13 protein-coding genes are annotated in these 14,441 nt (G+C 65.7%); 8 read left to right on the top strand and 5 right to left on the bottom strand.

Features of this window, described 5'->3' with window-relative positions; all coding sequences use genetic code 11:
- Positions 1–123, bottom strand: a complete 123-nt coding sequence (locus tag LGQ10_RS31350) for a hypothetical protein (protein WP_263986923.1) — start codon at positions 121–123, stop codon at positions 1–3.
- Positions 124–404: 281 nt separating this feature from the next.
- On the opposite strand from LGQ10_RS31350, the gene LGQ10_RS06890 reads away from it, so the two are divergent.
- Both LGQ10_RS06890 and LGQ10_RS06895 read left to right on the top strand, forming a co-directional pair.
- Positions 405–947, top strand: a complete 543-nt coding sequence (locus tag LGQ10_RS06890) for a PQQ-dependent catabolism-associated CXXCW motif protein (protein WP_226525068.1) — start codon at positions 405–407, stop codon at positions 945–947.
- A 50-nt stretch (positions 948–997) separates the two neighbouring features.
- Complete coding sequence (locus tag LGQ10_RS06895; protein WP_058434442.1) at positions 998–1,663, top strand: response regulator transcription factor; 666 nt, start codon at positions 998–1,000, stop codon at positions 1,661–1,663.
- 37 nt (positions 1,664–1,700) lie between these two features.
- On the opposite strand, the gene nahK is transcribed toward LGQ10_RS06895, so the two are convergent.
- The 4 genes from nahK to LGQ10_RS06915 form a co-directional block, all read right to left on the bottom strand.
- On the bottom strand, positions 1,701–4,364 hold the full coding sequence (gene nahK / locus LGQ10_RS06900) for a hybrid sensor histidine kinase/response regulator NahK/ErcS' (RefSeq protein ID WP_226525069.1): 2,664 nt from the start codon (positions 4,362–4,364) through the stop codon (positions 1,701–1,703).
- Positions 4,294–5,457, bottom strand: a complete 1,164-nt coding sequence (nosP, locus tag LGQ10_RS06905; protein ID WP_226525070.1) for a nitric oxide-sensing protein NosP — start codon at positions 5,455–5,457, stop codon at positions 4,294–4,296. The genes nahK and nosP overlap by 71 nt, the downstream gene beginning before the upstream one ends.
- 1,077 nt (positions 5,458–6,534) lie before the next feature.
- A complete protein-coding gene (locus tag LGQ10_RS06910; protein ID WP_226525071.1) occupies positions 6,535–7,719 on the bottom strand; it encodes a porin in 1,185 nt (394 codons plus the stop codon).
- Positions 7,720–7,929: 210 nt separating this feature from the next.
- Positions 7,930–8,976 carry an Ldh family oxidoreductase gene (locus tag LGQ10_RS06915; protein WP_226525072.1) on the bottom strand — a complete coding sequence of 349 codons (1,047 nt, stop codon included), beginning with the start codon at positions 8,974–8,976 and terminating at the stop codon, positions 7,930–7,932.
- 129 nt (positions 8,977–9,105) lie between these two features.
- Here LGQ10_RS06915 and LGQ10_RS06920 point away from each other — a divergent pair, with 129 nt between their 5' ends.
- From LGQ10_RS06920 to LGQ10_RS06945, 6 genes are all read left to right on the top strand, one after another.
- Entirely contained in the window at positions 9,106–9,981 is an 876-nt protein-coding gene (locus LGQ10_RS06920) for a MurR/RpiR family transcriptional regulator (protein WP_226525073.1), read from the top strand.
- A 16-nt stretch (positions 9,982–9,997) separates the two neighbouring features.
- Positions 9,998–10,750: a transporter substrate-binding domain-containing protein gene (locus tag LGQ10_RS06925; protein ID WP_226525074.1), complete on the top strand. Its 753-nt coding sequence runs from the start codon at positions 9,998–10,000 to the stop codon at positions 10,748–10,750.
- Positions 10,751–10,823: 73 nt separating this feature from the next.
- Complete coding sequence (locus LGQ10_RS06930) at positions 10,824–11,543, top strand: ABC transporter permease (RefSeq protein WP_226525075.1); 720 nt, start codon at positions 10,824–10,826, stop codon at positions 11,541–11,543.
- Complete coding sequence (locus LGQ10_RS06935; RefSeq protein WP_226525076.1) at positions 11,540–12,250, top strand: ABC transporter permease; 711 nt, start codon at positions 11,540–11,542, stop codon at positions 12,248–12,250. The genes LGQ10_RS06930 and LGQ10_RS06935 overlap by 4 nt, the downstream gene beginning before the upstream one ends.
- Positions 12,251–12,296: 46 nt before the next feature.
- Positions 12,297–13,538 carry an NAD(P)/FAD-dependent oxidoreductase gene (locus LGQ10_RS06940; protein WP_226525077.1) on the top strand — a complete coding sequence of 414 codons (1,242 nt, stop codon included), beginning with the start codon at positions 12,297–12,299 and terminating at the stop codon, positions 13,536–13,538.
- A 16-nt stretch (positions 13,539–13,554) separates the two neighbouring features.
- Positions 13,555–14,355, top strand: coding sequence for an amino acid ABC transporter ATP-binding protein (locus tag LGQ10_RS06945; RefSeq protein WP_413247589.1), 801 nt, complete (start codon positions 13,555–13,557; stop codon positions 14,353–14,355).
- The last annotated feature ends 86 nt before the right edge of the window (positions 14,356–14,441 follow it).

Consider the following 14,441-nt stretch of genomic DNA (forward strand, 5'->3'; position numbering starts at 1 on the left):
CTAGCGCCCCAGCGCCGCCGGCTGGCTCGCCGCCGGTGCCGGCCGTGAGCCGTGCAGGCGATCGACGCCGATCAGGCTGAGGATCAGCAGCAACGGCAAGAGCAGCACTTTCAGGATGCGCATGGGGAGGTCCTCCGGGTGGCCATGGCCGCTGCAGCCCATGCTAAGGCCAGCGCAAGAGTGCCGGCCTACTACCTTGGTACTGCTGCCCCGCTACTTTCTGCATAGCCGGCGAACACTCGCGTCAGGCAGCCGCCGCAAAGCCCCCATCTCCCCTTGGCAAACACCCTCTTGGCGGCATGGTTTTCTACGACTTTGGTACTGCTTTTGCTGTCGATGGTCGCATTCACAAATGCTCCTGCCCTGGCATGTAATGGGCCTATAACAAAAAGGATCGAAGCCTTATGCCCCGTGCCTTAGAGACCCTGGCCGCACTGCTCATGAGCCTGGTGCTGGGCTGCGCCCAGGCCGCTGACCCGTTGTTTTCCGCCGAGGGTTATCGCACCAGCCTCTATCGCAGCCCGACCCCGCTGCACATCGAGGCAGCGCAGATCGTCGACACCCAGGCCCTGCAACGCCTGCTGCAAGCGCGCCCGGCACCGCTGCTGATCGACGTCTATCGCCGCCAATGGCTGCAAGGCCGGTTCATCGACAGCGAACCCCACGCCAACCTGCCCGGCAGCCACTGGCTGGCCAATACCGGCGACGGCGAACTGACGCCCCAGTGGCAGGCGTACTTCAACCAGCAGCTGCAACACCTGAGCCAGGGCGACTGGCAACGGCCGCTGGTGTTCTATTGCCGCGCCGATTGCTGGCTGAGCTGGAACGCGGTAAAACGCGCCGCAGCCCTGGGCTATAAAAATATCTACTGGTACCGCGATGGCCTGGATGCCTGGGAAGCCGCCGGGTTGCCCCTGGTGGCGGCCCAGCCCGAACCCCTGCCCTGACCCTGCCTGGCTCAAGTGCCCCCATAACCACAATAACGAGGTGAAAGGCCGTGTACAGAATCCTGATAGCCGATGATCACCCACTGTTTCGCGAAGCCATCCACAACGTCATCAGCGACGGTTTCCCCGGCAGCGAGGTGATGGAGACCGCCGACCTGGACAGCGCCCTGGCCCTGACCCAGGACCACGACGACCTGGACCTGATCCTGCTGGACCTGAACATGCCCGGCATGCATGGCCTCAATGGCCTGATCACCCTGCGCAACGAAGCGCCGACCATCCCGGTGGTGATCGTCTCCGCCGAGCAGGACAAGCAGATCGTGCTGCAGGCCATTACCTACGGCGCCGTGGGTTTCATCACCAAGTCCTCGCCGCGCTCGCAGATGACCGAAGCCATCGAGCAGATCCTCAATGGCAACGTGTACCTGCCGCCAGACATCATCCGCACTCAGAAGAGCCCATCGGGGCGACGCAGCAGCGAGGCCCCGAGCTTTGCGCCGGAACTGCTGCAGGCCCTGACCCGCAAGCAACTGCTGGTGCTGGAGCGCATGACCAAGGGCGAATCCAACAAGCAGATCGCCTACACCCTGGACATCGCCGAGACCACGGTGAAGGCCCATGTCTCGGCGATCCTGCGCAAGCTCAACGTGCACAACCGGGTGCAGGCGATCCTCAGCGCCGGCGACATCGACTTCGGCGCCTACCTGCGCCGCTAGGAAGCAGGTTCGAGCGGCAAGCTGTAAGCCTCAAGCCTCAAGCCTCAAGCTTGGAACTTGCCGCTTGCAGCTTGCCGCTCAACAGGTGGCTGATGGCGGTCTTGAGCTTCATCGGTCGTACCGGCTTGTGCATCAGGGTGTGGCCCAGTTCGCGCAGTTGCTGCTTGAGGTCGTTGCTGTAGTTGGCGGTGATCATCATCGCCGGGATCGCCAGGGCACGCCGGGCGTTGATCCGTGCCACGGCATCGATGCCGTTCTGTTGCTGGTCCAGGTGGTAGTCGGCGATCAGCAGGTCGGCCTCGGCGCGGTAGTCGTCCACCTGGCGTGCCAGGTCTTGCTCGGACAGCGCCGTGACCACCTGGCAGCCCCAGCCTTCGAGCAGGGTGCGCATGCCGGCGCAAATCGCCGCATCGTTGTCCAGCACCCAGATCCGCGCCCCCTGCAAACGCTCCAGCGGCGCCGCCCGCCATTCCAGGCACGGTGCCGGTAGCGGCGCGCTGGTGCTGATCGGCACTTGCACGCTGAACACCGAACCGCGCCCCGGCCAGGAACGCACGCCGATGCGATGCCCAAGGATCCCGGCAATCTTCTCGACGATGGCCAGCCCCAGGCCCAGGCCGCGGTCCTGGTTGGGGAGTTGTTCGTCCCCGCGCTTGAACTCCAGGAAGATCTCTTCCAGGCGTTCGGCGGCGATGCCCAGGCCGCTGTCCCAGACTTCGATCGACAGCCAGCGGCCCTGGCGCCGGCAGCCCAGCACCACCCGGCCCTGGCGGGTGTAGCGGATGGCGTTGCTCAACAGGTTGCGCAGAATCCGCGCCAGCAGCTGGATGTCGCTGCGCACCAGCGCCGAACAAGCCACGAAGTGCAGTTCCAGGCCCTCGCTGCGGGCCACCTGGACGTACTCGGCGGCAAGGTTCTCCAGCAGTTCGCGCAAGGCGAAGGGCGCGACGTCGGCCTTGATCACCCCGGCGTCCAGCTTGGAGATGTCCACCAGGGTGCCCAGCAGGTTTTCCACGTCCTCCAGGGAGTTGCTGACATTGCGCACCAGGGCCTGGCTCGCCTCGGGATCGCGGCGCTCGAGCAGGGCGCTGGTGAACAGGCGCGCGGCGTTCAAGGGTTGCAGCAGGTCGTGGCTGACTGCGGCGAGGAACTTGGTCTTCGACAGGTTGGCCCGCTCGGCCTCGCCCTTGGCCTCGCGCAGGCGCGATTCGACCCGGCTGCGCTCCTCGATCTCGCGCAGCAGTTGCTGGTTGAGGGTGGTCAGCTCGGTGGTGCGCTCGCGCACCCGCAGCTCCAGGTTCTGGTAGGCCTGGTGCAGCGCCTCGGCGGTGCGCCGGCGCTCGGTGATGTCGCGGATCAGCACGAAGATCCCTACCACCTCGCCATTGGCCAGGCGGTTGGGCACGTAGGAGCGCAGCATGTAGCGCTCCTGGTGGTTGATGTTGGTCTCGGCGAATTCGAAGGTCACGCTCTCCCCCGCCAAGGCCCGCTCCACATAGCTTTCCAGGCGCTGGTAGTGCTGCTCGCTGTGCACCTCGCGCAGGCTCTGGCCGAGCATCACGCCCCGGGGCCAGCAGTACCACTCTTCGTAGACCTTGTTGGTGAACTCGTACACTAGGTCGGCATTGAGGTAGGCGATCAGCGCGGGCACATGGTCGGTGATCAGGCGAATCCAGCGCTCGCTTTCGCTCAGGGCCTCGGCGTGCTGGTAGCGCTCGGTGATGTCGGTGAAGGTGTTGACGAAACCGCCAGTGGGCAGCGGATGGGTGCGGATCTCCAGGACCCGGCCATCGCTCAGGCGCTGCTCGCATTCGTGGATCGGCCGGCCATTGGCATCGCGGCTGTCGGGGCTGAGCAGGTGCAGTTCGCTGTCGCCGATGACTTCGGCAAACAAGCGATGCGCGGCCACCGGCGCCAGCCCACTGAGCTCCAGGAAACGCCGGTTCCACAACTCCAGCACACCCTCGGCGTTGACCATGGCCACGCCCTGGGACAGGTTGTCCACGGCCCGTTGCAACAGGTGGGACTTTTGCGCCACCGCCTGCTCGCGGCGCAGGGTCTCGCTGTGCTTGACCTCGGTGATGTCGGTGAACAGGATCACCCGCCCACCCTCGCGGGTCGGCCGTTCGCTGACCTGCAGCCAGCGGCCGTTGTGCAGGCGGTACAGCAGGTGTTCGTCACCACCGCTGCGCGGTTCTTCGCTGAACAGCCCGGTGCTGGTCAGCAACCGCCGCACCTCGGCCAGGCGCATGCCAGCCATGACTCGCAGCCGGCTGTGGGCCCAGAAGGCGCGAAAGCGGCTGTTAAACAGGACGATGCGCTGCTCCTGGTCGAACAGCACGAAGGCATCGGAAATGCTCTCGATGGCATCGATCAGATGCTGGTGGGCGGTCTCGGCCCGCAACCGCGCCTCGCTGAGCAAATGGTTGCCGGCCTTGAGCTCGGCCATGGCCTGGTTCAAGGCGTCGGTGCGCTCGCGCACCTGCTCGGCCAGCACCACCGAGTGCTGAAACGCCGCATAGGGATCGTTGCCCCGGGTGATGCCGGATTCGACCCGTTCGATCAGCGCGCTGTTGATCCGCCGCAGCTTGCGGTTCTCGTGCTGCAGGCAATCGATCCGGGCTTGCAGCTCAGCGACGGGCCGGAGTCCGGCTGCGGGCAATGGCGACCCCGGTGAAGGTCTGGTTGATGTGCATGCCATTGAACTGTTCTCCGTAGGTGTTGAAACCCATCACCCGCTGCTCGCGCAGAAAGGCCCCGATCTGGTCCAGGCTGCCGTGGTCTTCCAGCTCCAGGCGGCGCAGGAAGCAGTCGCAGCCGATGGTCAGCAGCAAACTGCCCAGGCGTTGCTGCAAACCGTCGAACAGCGTTTGCAGGTTGGGCAGCAAGGGGCCGGGGGTCATGGCGGTGAGGACGATGCCGTTCTCCACCGCGCAGTAGAAACTCAGGCTCAGGTCCGGGTGCACCTGCTGCACCGCGCGCACGTAGTAGTGCTGGTTGATCCGCACCGCCAGCGGATGGGCGGCGAACACCCGGTGGTCAAGGCGCGCCAGCGGTACGCCGATCAGCCGCGCGTATTCCTCGGCGGCGGGCTCGGCGTTCAGTTCATAGACCCGGCGCAAGGTACTGTCGACGCCGGTGACCACCAGTTTTTCCTCCCGGGGCAGGATGTGGTGGGTGGTGAATACCTCGAAATCCAGCCAGGTGTTGACCAGCACCACCACCGCCGCGCCGCTGTGGAACTCGCCGCCGAAATATACGTGGGTGTGGGTCAGGTAGTTGTCGTCGCCGGCCGAACCGCCGAAATGCGGAATGTCCCCCAGGGCCGCGCTGAGGGCCGCCAGGACCATTTCCTCGCGGCTCGACAGGCCATCCAGCAGGGTCAGGGCGAAGGTGTTGCCCTTGATCGGCGCCAGGGTGTTGCTGCGACAGCCGCCCACCAAGCGCTCGACCATCTGCTGGGCGTCGATCAGGCTGAAGTGTTCCATCTGGTCGATGAGTTCGGCGGCGATGGAAAAGTGCCGGTGATCGAAACCGATGGCGGTCACGCAATTGCGCCCGTAGCCCTGGGGCGTGATTTCCCCGGCGCTGGTGCAGCCCACCAGGCGGATACCGCCAAAGCCCTGTTGCAGGGCCTGGCCGAGGGCTTGCAGCGGGTATTCGGCGGAACAGAAGAACAGCACGAAGCCCAGGTGCGGATGCAGCAGCTGGCGGGCCAGGTCCTGGGCCACCTGTTGCGGGTCGCCGGCCTGGGACATGGCGCTGACCACGCCCTCGCTCTGGGCTTGCTGCATCGTCGCCTCCGGCGCGGGATTGTCTGAGGGATGAGTGTACGAAGCCGGCCCCGGGGCACGAATGCTACTTGGGTAGCGGGTGGCCGGTTCCATGGGCGTAGGCGCTGGTGTGGCGAGGGAGCTTGCTCCCGCTCGGGCGCGCAGCGGCCGCGAAACCTGAATCCGCGATCAGCCAGGCAGACCGCGGACTCAAGCCTTGGGAAGGCTGCGCCTTCCAACGCGAGCACGCTCGCTCGCCACAAGGCTTGTTCAACCACACAACTGGCGCCCACCCAGAGGCAAACCAACTGGCGGCTCTGTTGCTCTTCTGTGGCGAGGGAGCTTGCTCCCGCTCGGGCGCGCAGCGGCCGTAAAACCTGAATCCGCGATCAGCCAGGCAGACCGCGGACTCAGGCCTTGGGAAGGCTGCGCCTTCCAGCGCGAGCAAGCTCGCTCACCACAAGGCTTATTCCACCTCGCAACGGGCGGCTTGCAACTGCTCGTCGGTGGCGAGGGAGCTTGCTCCCGCTCGGGCGCGAAACCTGAATCCGCGATCTGCCTGACAGACTGCGGATTCAGGCCTTGGGAAGGCTGCGCCTTCCAGCGCGAGCAAGCTCGCTCGCCACAAGGCTTATTCCACCTCGCAACGGGCGGCTTGCAACTGCTCGTCTGTGGCGAGGGAGCTTGCTCCCGCTCGGGCGCGCAGCGGGCGCGAAACCTGAATCCGCGATCAGCCAGGCAGACCACGGACTCAGGCCTTGGGAAGGCTGCGCCTTCCAGCGCGAGCAAGCTCGCTCGCCACAAGGCTTGTTCCACCTCGCAACGGGCGGCTTGCAACTGCTCGTCTGTGGCGAGGGAGCTTGCTCCCGCTCGGGCGCGCAGCGGCCGCAAGGCCTGAGTATGCGATCTACCTGAACGACCGCGGATTCAGGCCTTGGGAAGGCTGCGCCTTCCAACGCGAGCAAGCTCGCTCGCCACAAGGCTTGTTCGACCTCGCAACGGGCGGCTTGCAACTGTTCGCCACAGGTTTTTTTTCAACCGGCCGCAATAACGGATGCAAACCACTTGCAGCGGGCAATTTGCGGCTTGCCGCTGCCGTTACCAGGTCAGCACTGCGCCCACGGCGAAGGTGTCGGTGTTTTCGTTCTGTGCATTGGTGTGGTGGCCGTCGATCTGGAACTGGTTGTACTCGGCCACCAGCTTGAGGTTGTCGTTGATGTCGTGGAACAGCGCCACGCCCCGGGTCTGGTAGTCGGCGCCGCTGCCGACCACGCCATTGCCGTCGTCCTTAGTCTTGCCGTAGGACAGCGCCAGGCGATTCTTGCCCACCTTGTACGAGCCCTGCAGCAGGTAGCCCTTGCTGTCGACATTGCGCAGGGTTGCTTCGCCGGCGTTGTTGGTGAAGAAGGGGTTGATGCCCTTGGCCTGGAACCCGGAACCGGTCAGCGACAGGCCGCCCATCTTGGCCTGCAGGCCATAGCCCAGGCCCTTGGAGGTCACCGATTGCACCTCGGGATCGGTGTTGTCGGAGGTCTGGTAGCTGCCGTTGAGCCAGCTGTAGAACTTGGCCCCACCCAGGTCGAACTGGTAGGTGATCTCGCTCTCGGTGCGCGGATTTTTCTGGTAGGCCTTGCCCAGGGCGCTGCTGTCGTTGGTATCCACCGGGTCGAGGATGCCCACCGCCACCCGCAGGCCATCCATCAACGGGCTGCGGTAGGTGATCTGCGAGGTGGGAAAGGGATAGGGATAACCGCTGCCAATATTGCCGAACGACACCCCGCCGCCATCCACCAGCCCCAGGCTGTCGCTGACCTGGCCATAACCTGCGAGCATTTCGTCGAGCAGGATGTTGGAACGGGCGAACAGGCCGAAGTCCTTGCCGATCAACACCTCGCCCCACTCCGGGTTGGCCACGGTGCCGTAGAACTGGCGCACGTCGATGGCGGTGTCGGTGCCGTTGTCCTGGCTGTCGTTGATGGTCACCCAGAACGAGGCCCGGGCGCCGAGCTTGAGGTCGTCCACCTGCCTGCCCATGTTGAAGCCCAGGTAGTTGGGCAGAAAGCCCATCTTCACCCGCGCCTGGCGCCGGTCGTACTGCTCGCCGGCACGGTCGACCTTGCTGTTGACGTAGAAGGCGTTGACGTAGCCGTCGGTGGAAAAGGTGGTCTGGTCCTTGTCGTAGAGCATGATCTCGGCCTGGGCGGCATTGCCCAGGCCCAGGGTGGACAGGCCGGCGATCAGGGCCGGGAACAGAGGGTGCTGGCGGTTCTTATTGTTGTGCATGGCGCGCTCCGCATTCGGGGGACGAGATGTCGGAGGCGATTATCAAAAGGCGCCGCAAGCGCCCATAGGCTGCCTTGGGGGCAAGTGGCCGGTGCTTTGGAGGGGCTGGAGGGGAGCGGCAACTTCGATCCACGACCTGCCCCGCTACCGGCCCCCCTACCTGGAGTAACACCAAGGGCCCATGGACCCGGATGCGAAGGGATGAAGCCCTTAGTCGTCGCCCGCCAGGCCCCGCAGCCGCGCCAGTTCGGCGGTGGCCAGGGGAATGCCCTCTTGCAGGGATCTGGCCCGGGTGCGGTAGCGCCGGTCACCGGGCAGGCGCTCCAGGCCCACGGCCTGCATCTGCCGCACCAGCTCCTGGCTGCGCTGGGCGAAGCGTCCACCGCCGCAGTGGCTGGGGTCGATGACGATCAGCAACTGGCCGGTCCAGGGTGTCTGTGCCCCGGGATGCCGGGACCAGTCGAACTCGAAGGAAAAGTTGCCTCCGGTCAGCGCCGCCGCCAGCAGCTCCACCATCATCGACAGCGCCGAGCCCTTGTGCCCACCAAAGGGCAGCAAGGCGCCACCGTCGAGGATCGCCGCCGGATCGCAGGTGGGCTGGCCATGGCGATCCACCCCCATGCCCTCCGGCAGCTGCTGGCCCTGGCGCTTGGCGATCTGCACGTCGCCATGGGCGATGGCGCTGGTGGCCAGGTCGAAGACGATGGGCTCGGCGCCTTCGCGGGGCGCGGCGAAGGCAATCGGGTTGGTGCCGAACAACGGCCGCTGGGCGCCGTGGGGCACCACGCAGGTCATGCTGTTGACCAGGCTCAGGGCCACCAGGCCTTCTTCGGCGAAGGGCTCGACATCCGGCCAGAGCGCGGCGAAGTGATGGGAATTGCGGATCGCCAGCACCGCGATCCCGGCGCTACGGGCCTTGCTCACCAGCGCCTCGCGGGCCGCCGCCAGGGCCGGCTGGGCAAACCCGCCGCCAGCATCCACCGCCACCACGCCGGGGGCTACATCCTCCACTTGCGGCACCGCCTGGCCATCGACCCAGCCGCTGGCCAGGGACGACAGGTAACCGGGAATGCGAAACACCCCGTGGCTGTGGGAGCCGTCGCGCTGGGCCCGGGCGCAGTTGTCGGCCAGCACCCGGGCCACCTCGGCAGAGGTGCCGTGGCGAAGAAAAATCCGTTGCAGCAAGTCGGTCAAGGCAGGCAGGTCGAGGTACTCGACGGGTGCCTGCGCCAGGGTCGCGTGGTTCGCGTCGGTCATTGCAGCTCCATTGGAATTGTTATTGGAAGGTGCCTGACTATCGCGTCACGCCAGTTAACTGTCAAATATTGACTTAATGACAGAAAACATTCACTTTCCATTGTCAACGGCCAATAACAATGAAAAACCATGAGCCAATCCATCAAGCAACGCCTTGAAAGCAGCCTATCCAGCGCCACCGCGTCGGGTCGGGCAATCGCCAGCTACATGCTGGCCAACCTCTATGAGCTGCCCTTCCAGACCGCCGCCGACATCGCCGAAAAACTCGGCGTCAGCGAGTCCAGCGTCGGCCGTTTCTGCCGCGCCATCGGCTACAGCCATTTCAAGGATCTGAAGAACGACCTGAAGAACGACCTCGGCGAAGGGCCGTGGCTGGTGGGCGATCGCCTGCAGGAGTTTCGCCAGCAGCCCAACCCGGCGGCCCAGGGCCTGCCCCGCAGCTTCGAGCTGGAGGTGGCGGCGCTGGTCAAGGTCTATGAATACAGCCTGACCCCGGCCTGGCAGACCGTGGTCCAGCGCCTGGCCAGCCGGCGCCGGGTGTACGTGGCGGGGTTCCAGACCGAGCGCGGCATCGCCGCCTCCATGGTCCACCTCCTGCAATACCTGCGCGACGGCGTGTACCTGGTGGACGGCGCCGCCGGGCATTTCGCCGATGTGCTGCTCAGCCCCGCCGAAGACTGCGCCCTGGTGGTGTTCGAGGCCCGGCGCTATTCGCGCCACGCCCTGACCCTGTGCCACAAGGCCCGCGAGGCGGGGATTCCGGTGACCCTGGTCACCGACACCTTCTGCGACTGGGCCGAACAGAACGCCGATGAGGTGTTCCGCGTGCCCACCGAATTCAACCTGTTCTGGGAGTCCACCGCGGCCATGCTGTCGCTGGTGCACCTGCTGGTCAACGAGGTGTGCAAGCACCTGGGACCCGAGGTGGAAAAACGCCTGGAAGCCACCGCTGCCCTGCATAACGAGTTTGTTGGTTACACATCGTCCGCCCGACCAAAACAATAAATAACCGAGGTGCTCCATGAAAAACGTCGTTCGCTTCGCCAGTGCCTGCGTCCTGGCCGTCGCCGCCACCACGGCCCAGGCCGAGGTCTTGAGGATCGCCACCGAGGGCGCCTACCCGCCCTTCAACTATGTGGACTCCAGCAACCAGCTGCACGGCTTTGACGTGGACATCGCCAACGCCCTGTGCGAACGCATGAAGGTCGAGTGCCAGATCGTCGCCCAGGACTGGGAAGGCATCATCCCGGCACTGCTGGCGAAAAAATACGACGCCGTGGTGGCCTCGATGATCGCCACCGACGAGCGCAAGAAAAAGATCGCCTTCAGCAACCACTACTACCGCACTCCGCTGTCGGTGGCGGTGCCCAGGGACTCGGACATCACCGACGCCCAGACCAACTTCAAGGGCCGCACCGTGGGCGCCCAGGCCTCCTCGACCCAGGCCATCTACGCCGAGGACCACTACGGCCCGGCCGGCGCCGACGTGAAGTTCTACCCGACCCTGGACGAAGCCAACAGCGACCTGGCGGCCGGGCGCGTGGACGGGGTGATCGCCGACAAGTTCCCGCTGCTGGCCTGGGCCGAAAGCGCCGGCAAGGACTGCTGCAAGATCATCGGTGACGTCAATGGCACCACCGCCGACGCCTCGATCGCCGTGCGCAAGGAAGACAACGCCCTGCGCGAGCGCCTGAACCAGGCCCTGGACGAGATCGTCGCCGACGGCACCTACAAGAAGATTTCCAGCCGCTACTTCGCCTTCGACATCTACTGATCCGCCGCCACGGTGCCGCGCCGACCTGGCGCGGCGCTCGGCTGCACGAAGCATTGCGCAAGAGGGTCCGAGCATGTTCGAACAGCTGTCTCTTCTTTCCCTGGCCAGCGGCGGCTGGGGCTCGGCCTTGTTGGCCGGGGCCCTGATGACCATCGCCCTGGCACTGGCCTGCGTGCCCATCGGCCTGCCCCTGGGCTTGCTGGTGGCCCTGGCCGCCCGCTCGAAAAACCGCTGGGCGCGGGCCTGGGCCACCACCTTCTCCACGGTGTTTCGCGGCCTGCCGGAGCTGTTGACCCTGCTGATCATCTACTACGGCTGCCAGATCGCCGCGCAGAAGATCCTCGGCGCCCTGGGCTACCCCGGTGAAGTGGCGATCAACACCTTCGTCGCCGCGATGATCGCCTTCAGCCTGGTGTTCGCCGCCTTCTCCAGCGAGATCTGGCTGGCGGCGTTCAAGACCCTGCCCAAGGGCCAGTACGAAGCCGCCAGCGCCCTGGGCCTGTCGCGGCGCACCACCTTCAACCAGGTGCTGCTGCCGCAACTGACCCGCATCGCCCTGCCGGGCCTGTCCAACAACTGGCTGTCGCTGCTCAAGGACACCTCGCTGGTGTCGACCATCTCCCTGGTGGACCTGATGCGCCAGACCAACCTGGCGGTCAGCGTGACCAAGGAACCCATGCTGTTCTACAGCGTGGCCTGTTGCGGCTACCTGCTGTTCTCGGCGTTGTCCGGGCAGCTGTTCGGTTTTCTCGAACGGCGCTTCAGCCGTCATCAACGGAGCCTGCAGCCATGAACCTGGATGATCTGCTGAACCTGTTCCTCAACCAGGAACTGCTGGAGCGCTACGGCCCGCGCTTTATCGACGGCCTGCTGGTGACCGCCAAGCTGGTGGCGATTTCCTTCAGCCTGGGCGCCGTGCTCGGCCTGCTGATCGCCCTTGGGCGGCTGTCCGGCAATCCGCTGCTGCGGCGTTTTACCGGCGCGTATGTGTACTTCTTCCGCGGCTCGCCGCTGCTGGCCCAGTTGTTCATGCTGTATTACGGCCTGGGCTCGTTCAAAGGCTTCTGGCAGGACGTGGGGCTGTGGTGGTTCTTTCGCGACGCGTGGTTCTGCACCCTGCTGGCCTTCACCCTGAACACCGCCGCCTACCAGGCGGAGATCCTGCGCGGCAGCCTGCTAGCCGTAGCCCAGGGCCAGCGCGAAGCCTGCAACGCCCTGGGCCTGTCGCGCTGGACCGCGTTTCGCAAGGTGATACTGCCGCAGTCGCTGCTGATCGCCATCGGGCCTCTGGGCAACGAGCTGATTTTGATGATCAAGGCCAGCGCCATCGCCTCCCTGGTGACCATTTACGACCTGATGGGGGTGACCAAGCTGGCCTTCTCCCGCAGCTTCGATTTCCAGATCTACCTGTGGGCCGCAGTGCTGTACCTGGTGATCGTCGAGGTGGTGCGGCGCAGCCTCAAATACCTGGAAGGCCGCCTGGGCCGGCACCTGAACTGAACCCTTTAGCGGGCCGCCGCGCGGCCCCTGTCATAAGGACTGAAACATGCATTGCCAAACCCTCGTTCTGGGCGCCGGAATCGTCGGCGTCAGCAGCGCCCTGCACCTGCAGGCCCGCGGCCGCCAAGTAGTGCTACTGGACCGTCAGCCTCCGGGCAACGGCACCAGCCACGGCAACGCCGGGCTGATCGAACGCGCCAGCGTGATTCCCTACGCCTTCCCCCGGGAAGTGACCAAGCTGGTGCGCTACGGCCTCAACCAGCAATCGGACGTGCGTTACAGCCTGCGCCACCTGCCCAAGGCCGGCCCCTGGCTGCTGCAATACTGGCGCCACTCCTCGCCCAAGGGCCTGGCCGCCGCCACCCGCGCCATGCTGCCGCTGATCGAACGCTGCGTCACCGAACACCTGGCCCTGGCCCGCCCGGCCAACATGCAGGAGCTGATCGCCGACGGCGGCTGGCTCGAAGCCTTCAACGACCAACAAGCCTTCGACTTCGCCCAGCGCGCCGCCGCCGACCTGCGGGACTACCAGCTCAACTACCGGGTACTGGACCGCGCTGAACTCTTGTCCCTGGAACCCGGCCTGCACCAAGACGTAGTGGGCGGCCTGCACTGGCTCGACCCCAAGACCGTCAGCGACCCCGGCGGCCTGACCCGGGGCTACGCCGAACTGTTCAAGCAACGCGGCGGCCAGTTCGTCATCGGCGATGCCCTGAGCCTGACCCAGGTCGAAGGCGGCTGGCAGGTGCAGGGCGAACACGGCCCGATCACCGCCCAGGAAGTGGTGGTCGCCCTCGGTCCGCAAGCCGCAGGCCTCTTCGAGCCCCTGGGCTACCGCATCCCGCTGGCGATCAAGCGTGGCTACCACATGCACTACGCCGCCCTGCCCGGCACCCGCCTGCGGCACCCGATCCTCGACCCGGTGGGCGGCTACGTGCTGGCGCCGATGGTGGGTGGCATCCGCCTGACCACCGGCATCGAGTTCGCCGACAGCGATGACCCGATCAACGAAATCCAACTGCGCCGCTGCGAAACCCTGGCCCGGCAGTTCTACCCCCTGGGCGAACGCCTCGACGCCGAGCCCTGGCTGGGCCGCCGCCCGTGCCTGCCGGACATGTGCCCGGTGATCGGCCCCGCCCCGCGCCACCCCGGCCTGTGGTTCAACTTCGGCCACGCCCACCACGGCCTGACCCTGGGCCCGGTGAGCGGCCAACTGCTGGCGCAACTGATGACCGGCCAGACCCCCTTCACCGACCCTGCCCCCTATCGCGCCGAGCGCTTCAACTGACCGTCGGAGACCTGCCATGCTGACCCAGACCGCCCCGCTGTCCGCCGTGCCCGAACCCGCCGCCCGCGCCACCATCGACCGCCGCGAGGTGGTGATCGATATCGCCGGGCTGAACAAGTTCTACGGCGCCTTCCACGTCCTGCACGACATCGACCTCAAGGTCCGCCAGGGCGAACGCATCGTCCTCTGCGGCCCCTCCGGCTCCGGCAAATCGACCTTGATCCGCTGCATCAACCGCCTGGAAATCGCCGAGAAGGGCCAGATCCTGGTGGACCGCACCGACCTTGCACAAAACACCCGCGAAGCGGCCAAGGTACGCAGCCAGGTGGGCATGGTGTTCCAGCACTTCAACCTGTTCCCGCACATGAGCGTGCTGGACAACTGCACCCTAGCCCCCACCACCGTGCGCGGCCTATCACGCAAAAAGGCCGAAGAACTGGCCCGCAGCTTCCTGGCCAAGGTCGGCATCGAAAGCCAGGCCGGCAAATACCCCAGCCAACTATCCGGGGGGCAGCAACAACGCGTGGCGATTGCCCGGGCGCTGTGCATGGAACCGAAGATCATGCTGTTCGACGAACCCACCTCGGCGCTGGACCCGGAGATGGTCAGCGAAGTGCTGGATGTGATGGTGAAACTGGCCGACAGCGGCATGACCATGCTGTGCGTGACCCATGAGATGGGGTTTGCCCGGCAGGTGGCGGAGCGAGTGTTGTTTCTGGATGGGGGGCGGATTGTGGAGGATGCGCCGCCGGAGGCGTTTTTTGCGGCGCCCAAGAGTGAGCGGGCGAAGGCGTTTCTTGCGCAGATTGTGCATTGAGGTTGGGGGCAGGTTCGTTGCTGCGGGTGCGGCGGCGTCCTGCAACGAGTCAGGTTGGAACGCCGCAGTGAGCAAGGGGCTCAGCG

The sequence above is a fragment of the Pseudomonas sp. L5B5 genome (assembly GCF_020520285.1).
Lineage (GTDB): Bacteria > Pseudomonadota > Gammaproteobacteria > Pseudomonadales > Pseudomonadaceae > Aquipseudomonas.